Origin of the sequence: uncultured Polaribacter sp. (assembly GCF_947495205.1) — a bacterium.
In the GTDB taxonomy this organism is placed as follows: domain Bacteria; phylum Bacteroidota; class Bacteroidia; order Flavobacteriales; family Flavobacteriaceae; genus Polaribacter.
The window spans coordinates 261,862-286,839 of the sequence record NZ_CANLXV010000002.1 but is presented as its reverse complement, the minus strand read 5'-3'; the positions used below and the strand labels follow the sequence as shown (position 1 = coordinate 286,839).

14 protein-coding genes are annotated in these 24,978 nt (G+C 33.1%); 12 read left to right on the top strand and 2 right to left on the bottom strand.

The window, feature by feature from the left end; all coding sequences use genetic code 11:
* The first annotated feature begins 4 nt into the window (after positions 1 to 4).
* The 8 genes from Q0762_RS03285 to rhaT all read left to right on the top strand — a co-directional run bounded on the left by Q0762_RS03285 (position 5) and on the right by rhaT (position 16,017).
* On the top strand, positions 5 to 3,586 hold the full coding sequence (locus tag Q0762_RS03285) for a LamG-like jellyroll fold domain-containing protein (RefSeq protein WP_298763511.1): 3,582 nt from the start codon (positions 5 to 7) through the stop codon (positions 3,584 to 3,586).
* 19 nt (positions 3,587 to 3,605) lie between these two features.
* A complete protein-coding gene (locus Q0762_RS03280; RefSeq protein ID WP_298763508.1) occupies positions 3,606 to 5,984 on the top strand; it encodes a hypothetical protein in 2,379 nt (792 codons plus the stop codon).
* Between the two features lie 15 nt (positions 5,985 to 5,999).
* Entirely contained in the window at positions 6,000 to 9,233 is a 3,234-nt protein-coding gene (locus Q0762_RS03275) for a glycosyl hydrolase (RefSeq protein ID WP_298763506.1), read from the top strand.
* 136 nt (positions 9,234 to 9,369) lie between these two features.
* Positions 9,370 to 10,743 (top strand): sulfatase, encoded by a 1,374-nt coding sequence (locus tag Q0762_RS03270; RefSeq protein ID WP_298763504.1) that lies wholly within the window; start codon positions 9,370 to 9,372, stop codon positions 10,741 to 10,743.
* Between the two features lie 6 nt (positions 10,744 to 10,749).
* Positions 10,750 to 11,979, top strand: coding sequence for a mandelate racemase/muconate lactonizing enzyme family protein (locus Q0762_RS03265; RefSeq protein WP_298763501.1), 1,230 nt, complete (start codon positions 10,750 to 10,752; stop codon positions 11,977 to 11,979).
* 107 nt (positions 11,980 to 12,086) lie between these two features.
* A complete protein-coding gene (locus tag Q0762_RS03260) occupies positions 12,087 to 13,466 on the top strand; it encodes a sulfatase (RefSeq protein ID WP_298763498.1) in 1,380 nt (459 codons plus the stop codon).
* Positions 13,467 to 13,480: 14 nt separating this feature from the next.
* On the top strand, positions 13,481 to 14,893 hold the full coding sequence (locus Q0762_RS03255; RefSeq protein ID WP_298763497.1) for an L-fucose/L-arabinose isomerase family protein: 1,413 nt from the start codon (positions 13,481 to 13,483) through the stop codon (positions 14,891 to 14,893).
* A 71-nt stretch (positions 14,894 to 14,964) separates the two neighbouring features.
* Positions 14,965 to 16,017 carry an L-rhamnose/proton symporter RhaT gene (gene rhaT / locus Q0762_RS03250; RefSeq protein ID WP_298763494.1) on the top strand — a complete coding sequence of 351 codons (1,053 nt, stop codon included), beginning with the start codon at positions 14,965 to 14,967 and terminating at the stop codon, positions 16,015 to 16,017.
* A gap of 166 nt (positions 16,018 to 16,183) precedes the next feature.
* On the opposite strand, the gene Q0762_RS03245 is transcribed toward rhaT, so the two are convergent.
* Entirely contained in the window at positions 16,184 to 17,116 is a 933-nt protein-coding gene (locus Q0762_RS03245) for a hypothetical protein (protein WP_298763491.1), read from the bottom strand.
* A gap of 421 nt (positions 17,117 to 17,537) precedes the next feature.
* A complete protein-coding gene (locus Q0762_RS03240; protein ID WP_298763489.1) occupies positions 17,538 to 18,521 on the bottom strand; it encodes a hypothetical protein in 984 nt (327 codons plus the stop codon).
* 315 nt (positions 18,522 to 18,836) lie between these two features.
* On the opposite strand from Q0762_RS03240, the gene Q0762_RS03235 reads away from it, so the two are divergent.
* The 4 genes from Q0762_RS03235 (at position 18,837) to Q0762_RS03220 (ending at position 24,955) form a co-directional block, all read left to right on the top strand.
* Positions 18,837 to 21,668: an alpha-L-rhamnosidase gene (locus Q0762_RS03235; protein WP_298763488.1), complete on the top strand. Its 2,832-nt coding sequence runs from the start codon at positions 18,837 to 18,839 to the stop codon at positions 21,666 to 21,668.
* A gap of 80 nt (positions 21,669 to 21,748) precedes the next feature.
* A complete protein-coding gene (locus Q0762_RS03230) occupies positions 21,749 to 22,753 on the top strand; it encodes a T9SS type A sorting domain-containing protein (protein ID WP_298763486.1) in 1,005 nt (334 codons plus the stop codon).
* Positions 22,754 to 22,768: 15 nt separating this feature from the next.
* On the top strand, positions 22,769 to 24,355 hold the full coding sequence (locus tag Q0762_RS03225; RefSeq protein ID WP_298763485.1) for a sulfatase: 1,587 nt from the start codon (positions 22,769 to 22,771) through the stop codon (positions 24,353 to 24,355).
* 3 nt (positions 24,356 to 24,358) lie between these two features.
* Complete coding sequence (locus Q0762_RS03220; RefSeq protein ID WP_298763483.1) at positions 24,359 to 24,955, top strand: hypothetical protein; 597 nt, start codon at positions 24,359 to 24,361, stop codon at positions 24,953 to 24,955.
* The last annotated feature ends 23 nt before the right edge of the window (positions 24,956 to 24,978 follow it).

Below are 24,978 nucleotides of genomic sequence, written 5' to 3'. Positions count from 1 at the left end.
AATCATGAAGAATAAAGACTTCTTAAACAGAAAAATTAGAAAAAGAGGCATTTTAGTATCTCTATTTATTCTCTTAGCAATGTCAATAACTTCTGTAAATGCACAGTCTCAGTGGATTTGGCAGCAACAAGATGGTCCTGCTAATACATGGATGGCGTTTAGAAAAACTATCAATCTGAGCACAGTACCATCACAAGCAATGGTAAATATTGCTGTTGATAGTAAATATTGGTTATGGATTAACGGAGAAATGGTATTATTTGAAGGAGGTTTAGCCAGAGGAGCTGCACCAAATACCACGTATTATGATCCAGTAGATTTTGCACCTTATTTAAAAGAAGGAGAAAATACGATAGCTATTTTGGCTTGGTATTGGGGGCGCACACGTAAATCTCATTTAGATAGTGGTAAAGGTGGTTTGTTTGTTGCTGCAGATTGGAACGCAGATTTAAATACAAATACTTCTTGGAAAATGAAATTACACCCCGCTTATGATCCAAATAGTGGTGGAGGTGGAGCAGATAACAGAATTACACCTTATAGTGTAAAATTTGATGCTCGAAATGCACTAGGAGATTGGACAGATAATGCTTGGTATTTAGAAGGTTATGATGATAGTAACTGGGATACACCAATAGAAAAAGGAGGCATTAATAGCCAACCTTGGGGCAATTTGGTAGAACGTGCTATACCGCAGTGGAATGATAGAGGATTAACAGATTACCCATCTATGACAGTAAACGGAGCAGCAATTCAGCTTCCTTACACAAATAATACAGGGTCTAATAAAACCATAATAGCAAAACTTCCATTCAACCAACAAATTACGCCTTACATAAAGTTGAATGCTACTGCTGGAAAAACTGTTGTTATGGATACTGATAACAACTTCCACTTATTGAAATCAACCTATATTTCTAAAAGCGGTGTTCAAGAATTTGAGGGTTATACCTGGTTTAATGGTCATGTTGTAGAATACATAATTCCTTCAGGAGTAGAAGTACAAGAACTTAAATATCGTTGGACAGGTTTAGGGGAAATGACAGGTAATTTTGAGAGTGATAATGAATTTTATAATCGTTTATGGTGGATGGCTCGTAACACTTTATATATCTGTGCAAGAGATGGTTATATGGATTGTCCTGATAGAGAACGTGCATTATGGATTGGAGATGTTGGTGATCAAACAGGAGCTATTTTTTATACTTTAGATGAAGCTGGAAGAAAATTATTGAAAAAAGCAATAGACAACACTATAAATTATCGTAGAGGAGATATTATAGAAGGTTTAACACCAGGATTTGGTAGTTTTCAAACAAAAACTGCTGAATTTGCAGGGCAAAGTCTTCAATTTATTGATAACGTAGTATGGCAATATTATTACAATACAGGTGATAAAGAGACCATAGAAAATGCATATCCTGCTATACTAACGTATTTAGGATTATGGAATATGGCTTCAGATGGCCTGCCAGAAAACAGAAGAGGTGGTGTAAATTGGACAGATTGGGGTAGTGATCGTGATTCAGACGCAATAAGAGCTACATGGTATTATATCGCATTAAAAGCGGCAAAAAAAATGGCTGTTGTACTAGGTAAAAATCAAGATATACCATGGTATGATAACAGAATTAATAGTATAGAGCAAAACTATGTAAAAAAATATTGGAGAGGCAATAGTTATAATACTGCAGGTAATCCAATCGAAGAACGTGTAAGTTCTCTTGCAGTTGTAGCAGGTTTAGCAGACGAAAGTCATTATGAAACTTTAGTAGATGAAGTTTTATTTCCAGTTAGAAAATCAAGTCCACATTTTGAATGGTTGGCAGAAGAGGCGTTAATGCAATTAGGAGAAACCGAAAAAGCATTAACTAGAATGAGAGAGGTGTATGATTTTCAAGTTGACAACCCTAACTTAACAACTTTATACGAACGTTTTGAGAGCGATCCTAATAGTAATCCAGGTACACCAAACCATGCTTGGAATGCACCCAACTATATATTATCTCGTTATATTACAGGTATTAAAGCTACAGAAGTGGCTTGGGCATCTTACGAAGTATGTCCAACATTAGCTAGTTTTAGATCATTTGAAACTACAGTACCTTCTGTTAAAGGAGATATATTGGTCGAGGTTACCTCTGGTAAAAATAATTTTAATTTGAAATTAGAATCGCCAGAAAATACAAAAGCGGTTGTAGGAATACCAAAAACAAATACAGAAATTTTTGAAGTAACCGTTGGTGGAGATACCGTTTGGAAAGATGGAGCATTTGTATCGGGCGTTGCAGGAATTTCTTTCAATGGCGAAGATGAATCTTTTTTAAGATTTAATGTAAATCCTGGTGTTTGGGAGTTTAATGCCAGTGTATTTGTTGACTACAATCCTGAAATTTCATTTACAACGCCAACGGATGGTGCTATATTTGAGAAGGCAGATAATGATGTAACTATTGAATTGGATGCTACTGATGATGAAGGTATTGAAAAAGTAGAATTGTTTTTAGACGATGAGCTTATCGCTACAAAGACAGATGGTCCTTTTAATTTTTCTTCTTCAGATACGCCTGCTTTGTCAAACTTAGAAGGTGGAAATTATGAATTAACAGCGAAAGTAACAGATACAGATGGTAAAAGTACGGAAACAAGTATAACCATTAGTATACTAGACAAAGCTGGTATTTTTACCAACAAACTGTTGTTTTATTTACCTTTAGAAGAAAATGGTAATGACGAAAGTGGTAATGGTAATGATGCAACTATAGGTTCTGCTGTAACCTACGATGATGCAAAATTTGGCAAAGGAGGCGTGTTTAGTTTTACAGAAGGTTCTTATCTTACATCTGTAGACAAAGTTTTCGAATACAGTTCTGAAACCGCTTATACCATAGCGTTTTGGTTAAAAGTATCTGATTATACAAAACGTGGAGATATTATACAAGCTACAAATGGGCGTACTTTATTATATTCTAATGGAACTGATTTAAGCTTTAGATCTTCGCATCAAAAAAAGTCGATTTCTTTTAATGTAGATAATAATGAAAAAGACGATTGGTTTCATGTTGCCTTAGTTATAGACCAAAGAGAAGGACAAAGAGGGCATAAGTTTTATGTAAATGGAGAGCAACGAGGAAGTATTGCTCAATATGATGAATTTGAAACGGGTAAACCAAAAGCAATAGGTAGATTAATTTTTGGATCATTTTCAAACTCGCGAGTTGTACGAAATTTTACAGGAATGTTAGATGAAGTGTATTTGTTTGATGACGCACTTTCTGAAACTGAAATTAATGAAGTAATGAATATTGAAAATATTCAACAGTTTCTAAATAGTCTTAGTGTTACAGAAAATAAATTTGAACTAAGTAACATAAAATTATATCCAAATCCAGCTACTCAACTACTTAACATCTCAGGTGCAGAAATGCTTAGTGCAAAGGTGTACGATTTATCTGGAAGAATGATAAAATCATCAAACATAAGTAACAACACATTAGATGTTTCATCTTTTGGAAATGGTTTATATATTATCGAAATGAAGGATAGAAATGGAAATGCATACATGTCAAAATTTATCAAACAATAGCATACAAATCAATAAGAAAATGACAAAAAAAAATAGAACTAACTTAGGCATATTATTCTTTCTTGCAATAATTTTTTTAACGCCTATTACATTATTTGCCAGTGCTCCTAACTGGCAAAATGCCCAATGGATTTGGCAACAAGAAGATGGACCTACTAATACTTGGATGAGTTTTAGAAAAACGATTGCTGTAGATGAGATTCCAGAAATTGTTGAAGCGCACATAAGCGTAGACAGCAAGTTTTGGTTGTGGATTAATGGTGAAATGGTGCTTTTTGAAGGTGGCCTTTCAAGAGGGCCAAGTCAGGCAGGAAAATGGAACAGGAAGAAAAAAATAACGCCAACCAATTCTTGGTACGAAACAGTTAATATTCAACCTTATTTAAAAAAAGGAAAAAACACAATAGCCATTTTAGCTTGGTATTGGGGGCGAGAAACTCATAAAGGTACCCATATAGATAGTGGAAAAGGCGGTTTATTATTTTCGGCTCAAATAGGAGATCAAAAATTAGTTTCTAACAAAAGTTGGAAAGCAAAACAGCATCCAGGATATAACCACACAATTGCACCTGCTAGTAGATCATTAGTGCAATATTCTGTTCAGTTTAACGCGCAAAACGCAATGAATGATTGGACTGAAAACGCTTGGTATATGTCTAATTTTGACGATAGCAATTGGTCAAAAGCTACAGAAAAAGGAAATGCAGGTGTAGCACCTTGGTACAACTTAGAGCCTAACATTGTACCTCAATTAATCAATCATGGTTTACAGAATTACAAAAATCATGACGATTTGCAATTTCCATTTACAAGTAAAGGAAAAACCATTAAATGTAAATTACCTTTTAATAAGCAAATTACACCTTATTTAGAAGTAGAAGCCAAAGCAGGTGATACCATTTTTGTAACAACAGATAACCGATTAAACAAAATTACGGCAACTTATATTACAAAAGCAGGAACCCAGAAATTCGAGAGTTTTTCATGGATGAATGGTAATGAAATACGTTACACTATTCCAGAAGGTGTTAAAGTAAAAGCCTTAAAATACCGTTGGATGAGCGTAGGTGAAATGGCGGGTAAATTTGAAATAGACGATCCTTTTTACAATCGTTTATGGTGGATGGGAAATAACACCTTGTTTGTGTGTGCCCGTGACAACTTTATGGATTGCCCAGATAGAGAACGTGCATTATGGATTGGAGATGTAGCAGACCAAACAGGATATTTGTTCTATGCCATGGATAATGCAGGAAGACAACTGCTTAAAAAAGCAATTTTACAAACTACGGCATTTAGTGAAAATGATGTTTTAGGAGCTTTAGGACCACTTAGAGTTCGTGAATTAGTTACGCAAAGTTTACAATTTATTGCGCAATGTATTTGGCCTTATTATTTAAATACTGGCGATTTAGAAACTTTAGAGCACGCTTATCCTTACGCCTATAATTATCTAAAATTATTTCCAATGCAAGAGAATGGCTTGCCAGAATATCGCATTAAGAAAAGTCCAGATGCTTGGGATTGGGCAGATTGGGGTGTGAAAAACACCATTGATAAAGAACCAATTCAGGCGGCATTTTATTATTTAGCTTTAAAAGAAGCAAAAAAAATGGCTGAGGTTCTGGGAAAAACAGAAGATATTATTTGGTATACTAAAAGAATGGAAACTATGAAACCTGCATTTGAAAATGTATATTGGAAAAACGGATTTTACAGTAGTGATGCTCAAAATTTAAAAGATGATAGGGCTAATGCCATAGCTTTAGTTTCTGGTATTGCTAATCCAAAGTTTTATAACCAAGTGGTAGATAATGTTTTAATACCAAACCGTTTTTCTAGTCCGCATTTTGAATGGGTGGTAGAAGAAGCCATGTGTATTGCAGATAGACACAAAGCATCTTTGGCAAGAATGAAAGACCAGTACCAAAGTCAGGTAGATAAAAAATCGATGTCTACTTTATATGAAATGTTTCCAAGAGGCGGCAGTTACAACCATGCTTGGAATGGTTCTAATAAAATTCTTTCAAAATATATTGCGGGTGTTGCGCCAACTAAAGCTGCTTGGAGCGAATATGAAATTATGCCAAAATTACTTCATATAAAACAACTAAAGAAAACGATTCCAACGGTAAAAGGGCAAATAAAATTAGCAATAGTTTCTAGTGATGTTGCATATCAATTAGATTTAGATTCGCCAAAACAAACCACTGCCATTATTGGAATTCCTAAAAATAATAAAGTAATCCAAAAGGTTTTTGTAAACAACAGATGTGTCTGGAATAAAGGGAAAAATAAAAAATCGTTGAAAGGATTTGCGTTTGATAGCGAAACTAAAGATTTTTTAAAGTTTAAAGCACAATCTGGTACCTGGAAAATCAATGCCTCATATAAATAATTGCATAACATAATTATGAAAAAAATAGTAACACTTATTTGTTTATTTCTGTTTTTAACAGGCTGTAAGAATTCACAAAATTATAATGATATTCAATCTGGTTTTGTGAACCCAACACCAGATAACAATTTATGGTGTTACTGGTATTGGATTAATGACGACATTTCTAAAGAAGGGATTACCAAAGATTTAGAGGTGATGAAAAAAGCAGGTATTGGTGGTGCTTTAATTGGTAACATCAATCCTGCTCGTAAAGACGGTAAAGTACCCATGCTAAGTGAAGATTGGTGGTCTCATATGGTACACGCCGTAGTTGAAGGAAAACGAATTGGTGTAGATATTGGCGTTTTTAATTGCCCTGGTTGGAGTCAAAGTGGTGGCCCCTGGGTAGATGCTGAAAAAGCGATGCGCTATTTAACCTTTAGTGAAACGAAAGTTAAAGGCGGAAAGCTAGTTAATATTCAACTGAAACAACCTATCAATAAATTTCAAGATACGCACACATTAGCTTTTAAAGCGCTTCCTGAAGAAGATAAAAGTATTCAACATATTTCTACAAAAGTAACAAATAATTACAATTTAAATGTTAGTGGTTTAATTGATGGAAACATCAATACTGATATTAGTTTTGTACCCGAAAAGGAAAAAGCATTAGAAATAACCTTTACAATGGAGGATGTGATTACAGCACGTTCTATTGCTATAGTACCTAGCAAACCATTTACTTGTAACGTAACGTTATCTGCTACAATTAACGGTAAAGAAAAAGTAATCAAAAAGTTTCCCTTCAATCGTATTAGAATGACACCAAATGTGGGGCCTATAAAAAAGGGTGCTTATGCCACAGATTTACCAGATGTAAAAGCAAAACAGTTCAAATTGAAATTTACTGATTTTAGAATTGTTAGAAATGGAGGTTATGGTATTGCAGATATCAACATTTCAGAAGCTCCAGTTTTAGAGAAATATATAGAAAAACAGTTGGGTAAAATGCACACATCTCCTAAACCCAATTGGAATACCTATATATTTAAAAAGCAAGATGAATTACAATCAGAAAATTTAAGTATAAACCCTGATGAAATTATTGATATTAGCGATAAAATTGATGAAAATGGACATTTAAAATGGAATGCTCCAAAAGGTAATTGGACTATTTTAAGATTAGGGATGACACCTACAGGAACCAAAAATGCGCCTGCTGCACCACAAGGTGTAGGTTACGAAATTGATAAAATGAATAGCGAACTGGTGCAATATCACTTCGATAATTTTGTGGGCGAATTGCTAAAGAGAATTCCAGAAGAAAGCAAACCTGCTTTTAAATATGTAATTGCAGACAGTTACGAAATGGGTTCTCAAAACTGGACCGATAATTATGAAGTAAAATTTAAAGAAAAATACGGTTACAACCCTGTAAAATATTTACCAGTTCTTTCAGGTAGAATTGTAGGAAGTGTTGACGAATCAGAGCGTTTTCTTTGGGATTTAAGACGAACTATTGCAGATGATGTGGCGTATGAATACGTTGGTGCCTTAAAAAAAGCAAGTAATAAACACAACCTTAAAACTTGGTTAGAAAACTACGGTCATTGGGGGTTTCCTGGAGAATTTATGATGTATGGAGGTCAATCTGATTTAATTGCTGGCGAGTTTTGGAACGAAGGCACTTTAGGAAATATTGAATGTAAAGCCTCTTCATCTACAGCACATACTTACGGAAAACCCATAACTTCTGCAGAAGCATTTACATCTGCCAGAAAAACCTATTTAAGACATCCTGCAATGCTAAAAAAACGAGGAGACTGGGCATTAACAGAAGGCATCAATCATTTTGTCTTACATTTGTACATTCAACAGCCAGATGATAGCCGAAAACCAGGAATGAACGCTTGGTTTGGTACAGAATTTAATCGTCATAATACGTGGTTCCGTCAAGCGGATACTTATTTTGATTATTTGCGTCGCTGTCAATATTTATTACAACAAGGAAAATATGTAGCTGATGTGTGCTATTTTATTGGAGAAGGTGCTCCAATAATGACAGGTGGAAGAGTTCCTGAAATTCCTAAAGGTTATTCTTATGATTACATTAATGCTGAGGTTATTTTAAACAGATTATCCGTAAAAGACGGACGTTTTGTATTGCCAGATGGCATGTCTTACAAAGTAATGGTGTTGCCTCCATTTAAAACAATGCGACCAGAATTATTGCAGAAGATAGAGAGTTTAGTAGCACAAGGTGGAATAATTTTAGGGCAGAAACCAGAAAAATCACCAAGTTTAGAAAATTATCCATCAAGTGACGATATCGTCAAAACTATCGCCAACAAAATGTGGGATGGGAATTACGAACAAGGCAAAATGACCAAACAATACGGACAAGGAAAACTATTTGATGGTTACGAACTAACAGAAGTTTTTTCAGATTTAAACCTAACAAAAGATGTTGCCATTGCTGATGATGCACCAGTATTATGGACGCATAGAAATACATCAGAAATGGATGTGTATTTTATCACTAACCAAAGTAATAAGGAAATAGAAATAGCTTCAGTATTTAGGGTCAATAAAAAATTAAAACCACAATTGTGGGATGCAGTTTCAGGAGAAATCAGAGCATTGCCTGATTTTGAAATTACTGAAACAGGGATAAAAATCCCTTTAAAATTAAAGGCTACTCAGAGTTGGTTTGTTGTATTTGCTAAAGAAAATAAATCATTAGCAAAACCAATGAATTCCAAAAATTTTCCAAGTTTTGAAAAGATAACTGAGTTAAAAGAGTCGTTTACTGTAGATTTTTTAAACAAAGAAATTGGTCCAAAAGAGCCTGTTTTTTTTAGTGCTTTAGAAGATTGGTCAATCTCACAAAATGAACAAATAAAACATTATTCTGGTTCTGCAAATTATACCACAACCTTTAATGTGGATAAACTTCCAAAAAATCAAGAAGTTTATATCAACTTAGGCAAACTTTCTGTAATGGCTAAAGTAAAATTGAATGGAAAAGATTTAGGAGGTGTTTGGATAGCACCTTATCGTTTAAACATATCAAAAGCGATACAAAAAGGAGAAAACCAATTAGAAATTGAAGTAGTTAACCTTTGGAGAAACCAATTAATTAAAGATAAACAAAGACCAGAAGAAGCAAAATATACTTGGTTGGTAACTGATGATATTAAGCCTGAATCTAACTTACAACCTTCAGGATTGTTAGGGCCAGTGGTAGTTGAGTTTATAAAATACTAGTGAATTCTAATTTTTAAAGAACTACAGAAAAAATATTTTAAAAAGTAAATTAAATATGAATATTTGGGGTAAAGTAATTGTTTTTGGATTGATTTTATGCAGTGCATACTCCTGTAAAACCGAGCTAAAAAAAGAAATGGAAAAAACCAAACCCAATTTGCTCTTCATTTTTGCAGACCAATATCGCCAAGCTTCATTAGGGTTTTTAAAAGAAGATCCTGTGCATACGCCCAATTTAGATCAATTGGCAAAGGAAGGTGTGTTTTTTAGTGAAGCCGTAGCAAACAATCCGTTGTGTAGCCCATATAGAGCTATGTTAATGACGGGTCGTTATCCAATTTCAACAGGAGTTGTAGAAAATTGTAATTCTCAAAGAACAGCTTTGGGTAATTTTTTAAAGAAAGATGAAATTTGTTTTTCAGATGTTTTAGTAGAAAATGGTTACAGCGCAGGTTATGTGGGTAAATGGCATTTAGATGGTCCAGAGCCAACACCACCAGACGTAAAACGTGTTTGGGATACCTGGTGTCCGCCAGATCGAAGACATGGATTTTCTTTTTGGTATGCTTATGGCACGCATAATAGGCATAATAGCCCGTATTATTGGACCACCAATGGTGGAGAAAATGATAAAGTCTATCCCAAACAATGGTCTGCAGAACATGAGGCTGATGTTATTGTCGATTACCTGAAAAACGAGGAAAACCAAAGAAAAGCCGAGGAACCTTTCGCCTTATTTTGGTCTATAAACCCACCACATACGCCATTTAAACAAGTGCCAGAACGTTACAGAAAACGTTATGAAGGTATGACTCATAAAGACGTTTTAAATAGACCAAATGTGCAATTTAATGATAACTATGATTTAAAAAGAGGCGATCATGGTGTAGAAAAACGATTAGACCAAGCTACAGATTATTTTGCATCAGTAAATGGAGTTGATGATCAAATAGGACGTGTGATTGCAAAACTAAAAGAAGCAGGATTGTATGAAAATACCATTATTGTGTTTTCTGCAGATCATGGAGAAATGTTAGGAAGTCAAGGTTTAATGCATAAAAATGTATGGTTTAATGAGGCTTATAAAATTCCTTTAATTGTGCATTATCCAAAAAAGGTAAAACCAAAAAAAGATGATATTTTATTAAGTGTGCCTGATTATATGCCAACAATTTTAGGTTTAATGGGATTGGAAGATAAAATACCAAACGCGGTTGATGGTAAAAATTTTGTAGATGTATTTTTTGATAAACCCGTAAATCGTCCAGAAAAACAATTGTATTTTGGAGGAAAAAGTTTTGCTTCTAATGGAGATGCTAGAGGTTTTAGAACGAAAGACTACACCTATGCTGTTGTAAAACACGAAAATGGCGAAAAGTTTCATTATTTATATCATGATGCAGAAGATCCTTATCAAATGAAAAATATTTGGGGAGAAAATCCAACTTTAGATAATAAAATGAAAACAGAGTTGGCAGAATTACTAACTTCTATGAATGATTCTTGGTAAAAAAATATGAAAACAAATAGACGCCAGTTTATAAAAAGCATGTCAGCTCTTGGAGTTATGGGCGTTTCATATCCATTATTATCCGCTTGCGGAACTAAAAATGGAAATGAATATTTAAACGAAAAAATTACAAAAATCGAAATATTTCGATATGATATTAACATACCTCGTTATTTTTCTTGGGGAACTTGGCACAATCGTCAGCATTTATTTATAAAAATATCATCAGGAAATTTTTATGGTTGGACAGAAACACCAGCCTCAAAAAATAATCCAGATTTTAAACCTACAGCTTGGGTTAACTATTTAAAGCAATTTAAAGGATTAACGATAGGTGAAGCGCAAAAAATATTGGCATCAGAACAAGTTTTGGGTTCTAAACGATCTCTAAAAATGTTAGAATCTTTAGATATGGCGCTTTTAGATCTATCAGGCCGATTGCAAAACAAATCTGCTGTTGAATTACTAGGTTTAAGAGGAACTAAATCAGTACCAGGATTGTATTGTATTCTAGATAAGGACGAGAAAAAAGTTAGAGAAGAAGCAGAAAAAAGTATCGAACAAAATCTTGCACATCATCTAAAATTTAAAATGTATGGTGATGAAAAAGTAGATATGAAATTACTTAAAACGATTAGAGGCGTTTTAGGTGATGAAGCTGTAGTAATTTCAGATGTAAATAAAGGCTATAAAAAGTGGAAATCATTAGATCAATTAAAAGGTATTTTAAATCGTCTTAGTGCTAATGGTTTAAATGCAATAGAGGATCCTGCAAATTTAAAAACAAAGCAATGGATACAATTGCAAGAAATGGTTGGCGATTTAACTTTAATTCCAGATGCGCCAATGCGTCCTGCTTGGAAAGGAATTAAAACGATGCAAAAAGGTATGGGACACATTTACAATTTGCATCCATCTACGATGGGAAGTTTAACCCATACAGCAAAATTAGCGCATAAAGTAAAGGAAATAGGTGCAAAAGTAATGATTGGTGACGATAGTTTAGTTGGGCCTGCATGTTCTGCGTGGCAACAAATTGCAATTGGCGTTGGAGCCACTTGGGTAGAAGCGATTGAGAAAAAAGAAGATTCTAAACTGTATCTAGAATGCTTGCAAAGTACTGCCACTAAAAAAGACGCTAACGGTTATTATTCTTATCAACCAAAACCTGGTTTTGGTGTGGAATTAGACACCAATCGATTAAAAAAAGTAAGTGCATTGTATATAGAAGTTTAACGTAACTATAAATTTTTAAAAGATTGATGAACACGATAAAAAACATAATAATGATAGTTAAAAAAATAGATTCTATTTTTTTCGTTTTGTTATTTTTTTTCTTTCTGATGAATTGTCAAAAAGAAAAAATTGTTCAAAATCCTAATGTACTGCTTATTTGTGTAGATGACCTTCGTCCAGAATTAAAGAGTTTTGGAGCAGATTATATTAGCTCACCTAATATTGATGCTTTAGCGGAAAAAGGAATTAAATTCCAAAAACATTTTGTAAACTCGCCAAGTTGTGGTCCATCAAGATATACCTTATTAACAGGGCAGTATGGACCAGCTGGAAACAATGCACTGTTTAGTAGAGCAAAAAAAATAAAAAAAGGCACTCAAAAAGTAGATAAAAGTATCCCAGAGTGGTTTAGAACATCTGGCTATACAACGGTTTCCGTTGGAAAAGTGTCTCATCATCCTGGAGGTAGAGGAGGAAAAAATTGGAATGATAGTACAAAAGTAGAAATGCCCAATGCGTGGGATAAGCATTTGATGCCAGTTGCAGAATGGGAACACCCACGAGGAATGATGCATGGATTGGCTAATGGTGAAATCCGAGTGAAATCAGGCAGTATGGATGTTTTTCAAACAATAGAGGGAGATGACAACATTTATCCAGATGGAGCAATTACAGATGAAGCTGTGAAACAATTAGGAGCACTTGCCAGTAATAAAGAAAAACCATTTTTTCTTGCTGTCGGAATTATTAAACCACACCTGCCTTTTGGTGCGCCAAAAACATATTATGATAGGTATGATGGTGTTGACTTACCCGAAATAAAACACCCTAAAAAACCAAAAGGAAGAACAACATGGCATGGATCTGGTGAATTTATGAAATACAAGCGTTGGGGTAAAAACCCTAATAAAGATGCTGATTTTGCGAATGAGGTTCGTCGTCATTATGCTGCGTGTGTAAGTTATGCTGATGCCCAAGTAGGTAAAATTCTTGCAGCATTAAAAAAAACAGGAGCAGATAAAAACACTATTGTGGTACTTTGGGGAGACCATGGTTGGCATCTTGGAGAACATGCGATTTGGGGTAAACATAGTTTGTTTGAGGAATCGTTACATGCTCCTTTAATAATTCATTACCCAGGAATGAAACATGAAGGGACGAATACAGATGCAATTGTAGAAACAGTCGATATTTTTCCAACATTATGTGATTTAGCAGAAATTGAAACCCCTGATTATGCTCATGGTGCGTCTCTAAAACAAATATTAGTAGAGCCGAATGCTAAAGGTCACTATGCTGTATCTTACAACAATAAAGCTTCAACTATCAGAACTTCAACACATAGAATGACACTACATAAGGATGGGTTTGTAGAATTATATAATCACACAGCAAGAGAAAAAGAAACAAAGAATATAGCTGAAGAACACCCAGAATTAGTTAAAGAGTTAAAAGTGAAGTTAAGTACTAAGTTAAAACTAAAATAAAAATAAATAGAATAATGATAAAAGTAGGATTATTTGGTATTGGCTTAGATACCTATTGGCCACAGTTTGAAGGACTGTTAGAACGTTTAGAAGGTTACCAACAACAAATTGCTACTAAAATGGAAAGTTTTGGTGCTGAGGTTGTAAATGTTGGATTGGTAGATTCTCCTGTGGTTGCAAGGGAAAAAGCGGAGGTGCTAAAAAAAGAAGACGTAGATATCTTGTTTTTATATATCTCAACGTATGCTTTGTCATCAACAGTATTACCAGTTGTGCAAAAAGTAAAATGTCCTGTGGTTATTTTAAACATACAGCCAGTTGCTGCTATAGATTATGAAAGTTTTAATGCGTTGGGCGATCGTGGAAAAATGACGGGTGAGTGGTTAGCGCATTGTCAGGCGTGTTCTGTTCCAGAATTTGCGAATGTATTTAATCGTGCAGGAATGGACTACGAATTTGTAACAGGATATTTAGGTGAACAATTTGTTTGGGACGAAATTGAGGATTGGATTGATGCGACGAAAGTAGCTTCTGTAATGCAAAATAACAGATTAGGTGTACTAGGACATTATTATGCTGGCATGTTAGATGTATACTCCGATTTAACCAAACAATCTGCTGCTTTTGGTACACACATAGAAATTGTAGAAATGTGTGAAGTAAAAAAGTACAGAGATGCTGTAACTAGTGTTGAAATTGATGAAAAATTAGAAGAATTTAAAAATACGTTTGAAGTGCTTGATGCTTGTGAAGATGAAGAATTAATTCGCGCAGCAAAAACATCAATAGCTCTAGATAAATTGGTAGGAAATCACGATTTAGGTTCTTTAGCGTATTATTATGAAGGTGAAAATGCCAATGAATATGAAAATATTGTAACCTCTGTTATTGCAGGAAATACCTTATTAACAGGAAAAAATGTGCCCGTTGCAGGAGAATATGAAGTAAAAAATGCACAAGCCATGAAAATTATGGATGCTTTTGGTGTTGGTGGTTCATTCTCTGAGTTTTATGCGATGGATTTTAACGATGATATCGTTATGCTAGGTCATGATGGACCTGCACATTTTGCGATAGCAGAAGGCAATGTTCAATTAGTGCCATTACCAGTCTATCATGGAAAACCGGGAAAAGGGTTGTCTATTCAAATGACAGTGAAGCATGGTCCTGTAACACTCTTGTCTGTTGTTGAAGGTAAAGATGATGTGTTTTTATTAGTTGCAGAAGGCGAATCTGTAGAAGGACCTGTGTTACAGATAGGAAATACAAATAGTCGTTATCGATTTTCAATAGGAGCAAGAAATTTTATGAACGAATGGTCTAAACAAGGGCCATCTCATCATTGTGCTATTGGTGTTGGTCATATTGCCAATAAAATAGAAAAATTAGGAAATATTTTAAATTTACGAGTGGTTAAAATTTGTTAGTTTTTTAACCAACAACCAACAACCAACAACCAACAACCAACAACCAACAAAAAGTAATAAATAACAAAATTATGCAAGCAATTTTAGGCGTATTATTTCATTCATTAGGCGGTGTAGCAGCTGGTAGTTTTTACATGCCTTATAACAAAGTAAAAGGTTGGGCTTGGGAAAGCTATTGGATGGTTGGTGGTGTAATGTCTTGGTTAATTGTACCGCCAATTGCAGCATATTTAACGGTGCCTGGTTTTATAGATATTATAGCATCAAGCTCTAGTGCTATTTTAAGTTTTACGTTTTTAATGGGCTTACTTTGGGGAGTTGGTGGTTTGTCTTATGGTTTAGGCGTTCGTTATTTAGGAATGTCTCTAGGAAACTCTGTTGTTTTAGGTTTTTGTGCTGCTTTTGGTGCTATTGTTCCATCAATTTACTATAATTTTAATCCAGAAGAAGGTAAAACTTCATTTACAGAGATGTTATCTTCTGCAGGAGGACAAGTAGTTTTATTAGGTGTTTTAGTTTGTTTGTTGGGTATTGCACTTTCAGGAAAGGCAGGCATGATGAAAGAAAAAGAACTATCTGATGAAGAGAAAAAAGAAAGTGTTTTAGAATTTAATCTTACAAAAGGATTAATTGTCGCTGTAATTTCAGGTATTTTAAGTTCATTTTTTAGCTTTGGTATAGAAGGAGGGAAGCCACTTGCAGATGCTGCAGTAGCTGCTGGTTATGATCATTTATTTGCTAATAACGTTACTTTTGTAGTAATTCTCTGGGGTGGTTTAACAACCAACTTAATTTGGACTATCTTTTTAAGTATTAAAAATAAATCATATAAAGATTTTACAAACAAAAATACGCCAATTGGTAAAAATATATTGTTTTCTGCATTTGCAGGAACTATCTGGTTTTTACAGTTTTTCTTTTATGGAATGGGAGAAAGTAAATTAGGCAATGGCGCTAGCTCTTGGATTTTGCATATGTCTACCATTATTTTAACGGCCAATTTATGGGGAATCTACAGAAAGGAATGGAAAGGCGTTGCTAAAAAAACTAAATGGACAATTACAGCTGGTATTGTGGTAATACTTTTATCTGTTGTTTTAGTAGGTATTGGCAATTCTTTATAAATTAAAAAAGCTACCTGAAATATTCAATTATATAATTTGAAATAATTGATATGAGTTTTTGTAAAGAGATTGCAATAAAATAATTTCTAAGTTTTAGAACTTTCATAAAATAAAAGAGACCGCCTATACAGACAGCCTCTTTTTATTACTGGAAATTAAAATACTTTTAATTTGTTCTACATAATTGTACATTTCTAATTCTAATTTGAAATCTATCATCACTACAGGTATCACAAGCTTCATAAGCGCCATAGCGAGTTGTAGCTCCTTCTGTAGTGTATGTATGTTCTAAAGTTCTACTTCTGGTATTTCCTCCTCCAGATATAGTTACAGTAGATTCTGCAAGTTGCATACTAGAATTGTCATACCCAGTTTTACAAGATAAAGTATATCGAATTCCTTGTGTAATATTTCTTAAAAATGTAGTTGTTCTAGTTCCTCCACCATTACTTCCAGTCACAAAAGGATTTGTAGATTCACTAATTTCAGCAGTATAAATTTCTCTACCTAGACGATCTCGTCTATTTGCCTTTTTAATGTATAATAGAAAAACGGCACTTCTAGCAGTTCTTCCTTTTCTAAGTCCTTCTTTAATTTCGCCTTCGGCATGCACTTGTGCAATGCAAGTACGCCCACTACTTACCTCGTCTACTATAAATTCATAGTTTAAAGTGGTAGATTTATTACTACCTCTATTTACTCGGTTAAAAAAGCGTTCTACACGTGTTCTTGTTCCATCAAACCTATCAGTAGATCCTGTTAAACGGTACCTACCAAATCCACCACCTACATTAGCATATCCTCCAAATGAAGCTGATGATCTACAATCTAACGTACCGATGTTATTAGGACTAGAAGAATCATTACATCCGCTTACTTGACCACTAGCTGCACTTGGACCTAAATTAGGGAAGCTAGTTTCGCTACAGGTAGTTCGCGCCAATAATTCAGCAGGTGTCAATTCTGTTTTTTCTAGTTGCGTGTTTTCTAATTCTAGACTCTGGTTTTCTATAAGTTCTTCTTCATTAGAACATGAGGTTGCAATTAAAAGTGTAAATACTACACTTATTTTCATAAAAGTTGTTATTATTTTCTTCATGATTAATAAAATTAATTTGTTAATGACCTAAAATTAGTGCCTCGTTAAAATATTACTATCCTGTACTATCCTGATATTTATGTTAATTTTGATAATAATTATGTTAAAATAACATACTTTAATTTCAGATAATAATTAGAAATTAAAATAGATTTCCAGTTTATTATTTTGGGTATTTTACCAGTTGCACTATCTATAAGCAATGCATCAAAAAATAGTGTAGCACTTAGAATACATATTTAAAAAAGGTTTTACTTTTTCTTTGATTGTATTTAAAAAGACATACTATGGTAGCTATTTTAAAATTAAAATACTTGAAAGATTACGATAGTGTTTTGCCAGTTTATGAGTTACGCATTCGAATTTTTCAAATCACAAAAAGCTGTCTTAATTATAAGACAGCCATTTTTGTGAATTTTATTTAATCTTGAAAATCATGCTTAACATCACTCCATTCAATATTTGCTTCTCCATTATGACATCTGTATGCACCAAATCTTATTTTAGCATCTCTACCTGTTTGGAATTTTTGCACACCATCAATTGTTACTTTAGTATTTGGTACATCAAAGGTGTGTACTTCACTATTGTTGATTTCAATTTTAACATATTGCTTAGTGGAAGTGCTAAAGCCATTGGTCATTTTTAATTTGAACCTCTGGTTTTTTGCTACGTTTGCAAGTTTTTTCATTTCTCTTCCCGTATTACTTGAACCACCACGTGCTTTTATTTGTTCTGCCCATAGGTCAACTGTTCCATTACCTCTATCTTTAGCCACAATTAATAAAATAGCAGGATCTGGAGATCCAATAGTTCTATTATAATGTTTACCCTTGGCTTGAATAATGTAAGTACCTCTTTGATCTCTTGGATCATTAAAACCAAAAGTTCCACTATTTCTGCCTCCTACACGTTTTACGTTTACATAACCTTCAACACTTACAAAATTACCTTGTTTTCTATCTACTTTTCTTGTTGTGCGTTCAATTCTAGGTTGAAGAGGAGAATCGAATTTATTACTTCCTGATTTTAGTCTATAAATTCCTCTATTACCACTTTGGCTGTAGTTGTAACCACATGTTCTATCATCTAGAAATTTTATTACATCTACATTTCTACCATTAACTGCCGTTTTGGAAATTACATCAGTACCTGCACCAACATCAGTAGACTCATATTGGCGATAATATTGGCCGTCTGATCTACGCGGATTGTCACAGGTTCCACTTAAACTTTTAGGACTTTGTTTTTTGGCAGATAAATCGCTACTATCTTCTGTTATTGAAGATTCATTGCTCATATTTTCCAAATCCTCATTTTGAGAACAAGAGTAAGATATAATTAGAGAAAAAAGAAAAATACCCGTAATGGCACTAATTTTTAAATTTTTTAATTGTTTTTTCATTTTAATGTTTATTTGTAGTTGAGTTTAAATTTTGTTGAGGTTTTTGCGCAAAAAACTCTTAATTTTTTGCCAAATTCTTAATATACAGAATATCTTCTATCCTGTTCTATCCTGTTTTTAATGATAATATAGAGTATATTTGTGTTAATTTAACATATGTAAATATGACTTTTAACTACGGTTTACATTATAACAGCAAATGCTACTTAGTTGTTTTAACTATTAGTATTTACTCTGTAAACATGAGACTACAGGATAACACCTTGCAAAATTTCAAGTAATTTCATCAATTATTTATTAAACTAAACTTTTAAAATGATAAAAAAACAAGCGCTACTTTTATTAATAATTTTGGCTATATTTTCTGTAGCATGCCAAAAAGATTCGTCATCAAAAAAAACAGTTTCTTTTAAAAATTTATTGGTAAATAGCAAACAAAACCCATCAACTATAGAAAGTAAACAGCCTTTATTTTCTTGGATTGTAGCTGCTGAAGGATTTGATAAATCGCAATCAGCATATCACATTTTAGTGGCATCAAAAGAAGATAAATTGAATGAAAATGATGCGGATATTTGGAATTCTAATAAAACAAAAAGTAAGAAGTCTGCTTTCGTTAAATATCAAGGAAAACCTTTAAAAGCAATTCAAAAATACTTTTGGAAGGTAAAAATTTGGGATGAAAAAGGAGCTCCTTCAAAATGGTCTGATAATCAAGAATTCACAATGGGTTTGATTGATAAAAAGAACTGGGGCGATGCTAAATGGATTAGCCTTAATAAAGATACCAGAACTTCTCCTTACCAATTTAGAAATTATAAAACAGGTAGAATGAAAGATTTACCTGCAAAAAAAGTAAATGGTTTTGCAGCTAGTTATTTTAGAAACGAACTTAAAATTGATAAAAAAGTAGCAAATGCACAGGTATATATTTGTGGTTTAGGTTATTATGAGTTGTTTTTAAATGGAGAAAAAGTAGGCGATCATGTCTTAGATCCTGCACCTTCTAATTATGATAAACAGGCTTATTACGTAAATTATGATATTACAAAAGAACTACAATCTGGCAAAAATGCCTTCGGAATTATTTTAGGAAATGGCTTTTACGGACAAGATATTTCTTGGAAAAGAGACCCAGAATCTGAAAAAGATATGGCGTATGGCCCACCAACTGTAAAGTTTTTATTAAAGTTAAATTATGAAGATGGCACTTCATTAGATTTTTATACAGACAAAAATTGGAAAGAAAGTACGGGACCAATCGTTTTTAATAATATTTATGGTGGAGACACGTATGATGCGCGTTACGAAATAGGAAAATGGAATACTGTTGGTTATAATGATAGTTCTTGGAGAAATTCAAAAGAAATATCACCAAGATTAAAGAAAATTAGCGCAAGTCAAATTCCACCAATTAAGAAATTGCAAGAATTAGCACCTCAAAAAGTGTTTAAAGGTGCAGATGGAGAATGGATTGTAGATTTTGGACAAAATATTGCAGGTTGGGTAAAATTAAATGTTGAAGGAAAAAAAGGACAACTCATAGATGTAATTACCACAGAGGCTTTGTTAACAAACGGAAAAGATATTTTTAAAGGCTCTACAGGTGGTGGCGCAAATGGAATGACACAGATTTATAAATACATTTGTAAAGGTGAAGGTGTAGAATCTTGGGAACCAAAATTTAGTTATCATGGTTTTAGATATGCAAAAATTACAGGAATTTCTAGAAAACCAGATGCTGCCATGATTAAAGCAGTTTTGGTAGCTACAGACATAAAAGAAACAGGAAGTTTTACGTCTTCTGATGCATTATTAAACAAAATGCACAGTATTAGTAAATGGACAATTGTAGATAATGTTCATGGAATTCCAGAAGATTGTCCGCACAGAGAAAAATGTGGTTGGTTAGGAGATGCACATGCGTTTTGTGAGTACGCTTTGTATAATTATGATATGTATGATTTTTATAAAAAATACATGGAAGATATTAAAACACAAATGCGCCCAATAAAAGGGCATAATAATCCAGAATTAAAGTTTCAAGTACCTACCATGATTGCTCCAGGTAAAAGAACATCAACTTATGCAAAGATAGATTGGGGAGTTGCTACAATGTATTTACCATGGTATAATTATAAATTTTATGGTGATGATGAAATTGTAAAAGAGTATTATGAACCTATGAAAGGTTTAACAGATTTTTACTTGAATTTTAAAGGAGAAAACGGAATTATGCAAGATGGTATGGGAGATTGGTGTCCGCCACTTTGGGACAGAAGAAAGAACCCAAGTGCTATGGAATGTGATCCAATAATTTCTGCAAATGCGTATTTCTATGATATTTTAGGTGTTATGGAAACTTTTGCCAAAATGAATAATGATGCTGTTTATGAAGCAAAAATGAAACAAGAAAAAGAAGCCTTGTTAAAGGCTTTTAACAAAGAGTTTTTGGTTGATATTCCTAACACCAAACACAAATGGTATCAAAGTCAAACAGCAACAGTACAAGCTTTACAATTTGGTATGGTTCCAAAAGCAGCAATTGAAACAGTTGTAAATGGTTTGGTACATAATATAGTTAATGTAAAAGAAGGTCATCATTCCACAGGAATTCATGGAAACAGATATATTTATACCGTTTTGTCTCAATATGGTAAAGCAGATTTAGCATATCAAATTTTAACAACTCCAGATTTTCCAAGTCAAACATATGTAATGAATTCAGGATTTACCACATGGCCAGAGCGCCAGTTTATTTGGGAAGATTTAGAAGGACCAACAAACTCCTTAAATCACCCAATGCACAGTGGTTTTGCTGCTTATTTCTTTGAATCTTTAGGCGGAATAAAATCATCTTTAGAAAAACCAGGTTTTCAATTATTTACGGTAAATCCAGAGTTTTCTCCTAAAATCACCAATACTAAAGTTACAGTGCCAACACCTTATGGAAATATTAAAAACAATTGGAAACTTCAAAATAATAAATTAATTATGAATCTTGAAGTACCTTTTAACACAAAAGCTAAAATTATTTTAAATCAAAAAGAATTGGAAACTTTACAAATAAACGATGCTTCTTTTGGTGATAAAAAAGAGATGATTTTAGGTTCTGGAAACTACAAAATATCTTACCAGAAATTCTAAAATAAAACCTTACAGAACAGGATGGCACAACGCGAAAAAAGTACTAATTTTCCAAAAAAATAATTTCAATACAATTTAAAATGAAATCTAAATTTACATATACTTTTTTCTTGTTGTTTTTAACTTCAATCAGTTTTTATGCTCAAACTGTAGCATGTAATGGTACGCTACCTTTTGAAGAGAAAGACGGTATTTTAACTATAGAAATGGAATCTGGTATTTTGCCAACTGGGTCTAATTGGGAAATTGGTAGTGAGCCAGATCCAAATTTAGAAGGAGCTACTATTAATTATATTTTTTGGAATGGTGCAGAGTCTTTTAGCAGACTTTCTGGATCACCCATAACGTACAACATAAAAATTAACAATCCAGGTACTTACAGACTTGCATGGCGTGGTCGTATAGGAAAAGGTACTTCTGGAGGAGAGCACAATGATGCTTGGTTACGCATAGAAGCAGATGATTTTTATGCTACAAAACAAAGCAGTGCAACTGCTACACCTGCTTTAGAACCAAAACCTAATTGTACCAACAATCCAGATAGAGATTGTCCTGAAGGTAGCAGTACAAATGGATATTTTAAAGCTTTTATGAACAGACACCCGGTAAATCTTCCTGTAGAAAGTCGTTGGGGTTTTGTAACCAACACAAATGATGGAAATTCTTTTAGATTTATTTGGGCAACTTTTAATACTCCTGGGAATTATGCTATAATCGTAGATGCAAGATCAAATTCTTTTTTTATGGATAAAATGGTTTTAAGAAGAAGTAATGTGTCAGATTCAGTTGCACAAAATTTAAATAATACAGAATCTTCATGTTTTGATGCTTCTTTATCTACAGAAAATCTTAATATAAATGAAGTAGCTATTTATCCTAATCCTACTTCAGGGAAAATTCAAATTACTAATTTGCCTTTAAACACCAAGTTAACAATTAGAAACATTTTAGGAGCTAAAGTACGTGAGATAAATGTAAAATCAGCATCTGAAAGTATTGATATAAGCGACTTAAATGAAGGTGTGTATTTTTTATCTAACAATGATCAAAACAATGGTTTTGTAAAAAAAATAATCAAGATATAAATTACTAAAATAAAAGTGTTTCAGCATTTTAAAGTACTAATCTTATTAATTCCATTTCTTTTTTTTAATTGTAAAAAAGAAGCTATTAGTAAGCATAGAAAACCCAATGTACTTTTTATTTTAGTTGATGATTTAGGTTATCATGATTTAGCAGTAACAGGCAGCACTTTCTATGAAACACCAAATATAAATAAGCTAGCTACACAAAGTACACAGTTTATGCAAGGTTATGCAGCTAGTAGGGTTTGTAGCCCTTCTAGAGCTAGTATTTTAACAGGTAAGTTTACTGCGCGCCATGGAATTACAGATTGGATAGGTGCAAAAACAGGAGAAAACTGGAGAAAAAGAAACAGATTTGATAAAATGTTACCTGCCAATTATGTACAATCTTTGGCTAAGGAAGAGGTAACAATTGCAGAAACTTTTCAAAAAAATAATTACACTACTTTTTTTGCAGGAAAATGGCACTTAGGAAACAAAGGTTCATATCCAGAAGACCATGGTTTTGATATTAATAAAGGAGGTTATCATAGAGGAGGACCATCCGCAGGTTTTTTCGCGCCTTTTAACAATCCAAAGCTAAAGGATAATCAAAAAGGAGAAAACTTAACCATTCGTTTGGCAAAAGAAACCGCTGAATTTATTCATCAACAAAAAGATAGCACATTTTTTGCTTTTTTGTCTTTTTACGCAGTGCATGCACCCATACAAACCACAGAAACCAAGTGGAACAAATACAGAGATAAAGCAGAGCGTTTAGGAATTGCCAATTCTGGTTTTAAAATGGAACGTGTTTTACCAGTAAGGCAAGTACAAGACAATCCTATTTACGCAGGTTTGGTAGCAACTGTAGATGATGCAGTTGGTATTGTTTTAAAAGCCTTAAAGGATAATAATCTCGATAAAAATACCATTGTAGTTTTTACTTCAGATAATGGAGGCGTAGCTTCTGGAGATAATTATGCCACTAGTAATTTGCCTTTAAGAGGCGGTAAAGGTTATCAATGGGAAGGTGGTATTAGAGCTCCTTTTTTTATGAAAGTTCCTTGGTTAAAAAATAAAGTAAATGCATTAGATTTCCCTGTAATTAGTACAGATTTTTATCCTACACTTTTAGATTTGGCAAACATTCCTTTACAACCAGAACAACATAAAGATGGCATAAGTTTAAAACCGCTTTTAGAAGGAAAAGAAATTGATAATAACAGGCCTTTGTTTTGGCATTATCCACATTATGGCAATCAAGGCGGCGAACCTTCGTCTATTATTCAACAAAATGGTTGGAAATTAATTCATTATTGGGAAGATAATCGTCAGGAATTATATAGACTACCATCCACAGAACATGATAAATTGAATGTAAGTCAAAAGCATCCGACAATTGTAAAACAATTAAGTAGCACCTTATTTTCTTGGTTAAAAGAGGTAAATGCAAAATATCCAAAAAAGGACAAAACATTTGATAGTATTCAACATCATAAAAGACGTTTAAACATCAAAAATAATAAGTGGAAATCTCTTGAAAAAAACAGGTTAAAAGTATTATCTAAAGATTTTAAACCCAATGAGAATTGGTGGAAAAGCAAAATTACTAAAGATTAAAAGATGAAAAAGAAAGTGCTGATACTATCAATTATTGTGTTTTCTATCTTAGGATTTTATTTTTTTATTCAATCAAATTTTAAAAATTCTTCTGTTTCATCAAGTTTGAATAAAAAACTTGAAAGTAAATGGAATGGGACTAAAAATATTAGTAGAATTAATGATTCTAATGAAGAAATATTATTTAAAAATATTGATATTTTAGTTACTTATAAAGGAAAGAAAATTGGAGATACAAACACAAAAAATCCTTTAATTATTGATTTGAGTGATGATAATATTAAGATCAATAATAGCCTTTTTTCAAAGTCTTGCAATGCAGATTTTACAAAAAAAATTAAACAAAGTTTTAAATCAAATACAGCTTTAACATCTATAAAGACAAATGTTACAGGAAAAATAATTTATACTGTTACTTATGAAATTAATGGTTATACTAATGCTGCTGAAGCCGAAGAAACTTTTATAAATTTAATTATGAAAGATATTTATACCAATGCCAAGAGTAGTATTAAATTTGGAATTCCTGAAATAAAGCCTGTTAAATTACCAAACCAAAAAGAAGTCAAATTAAAGCCGAAAAGTTTGATTAAATTATAAAATTTCAAAATTAATTTAATCTT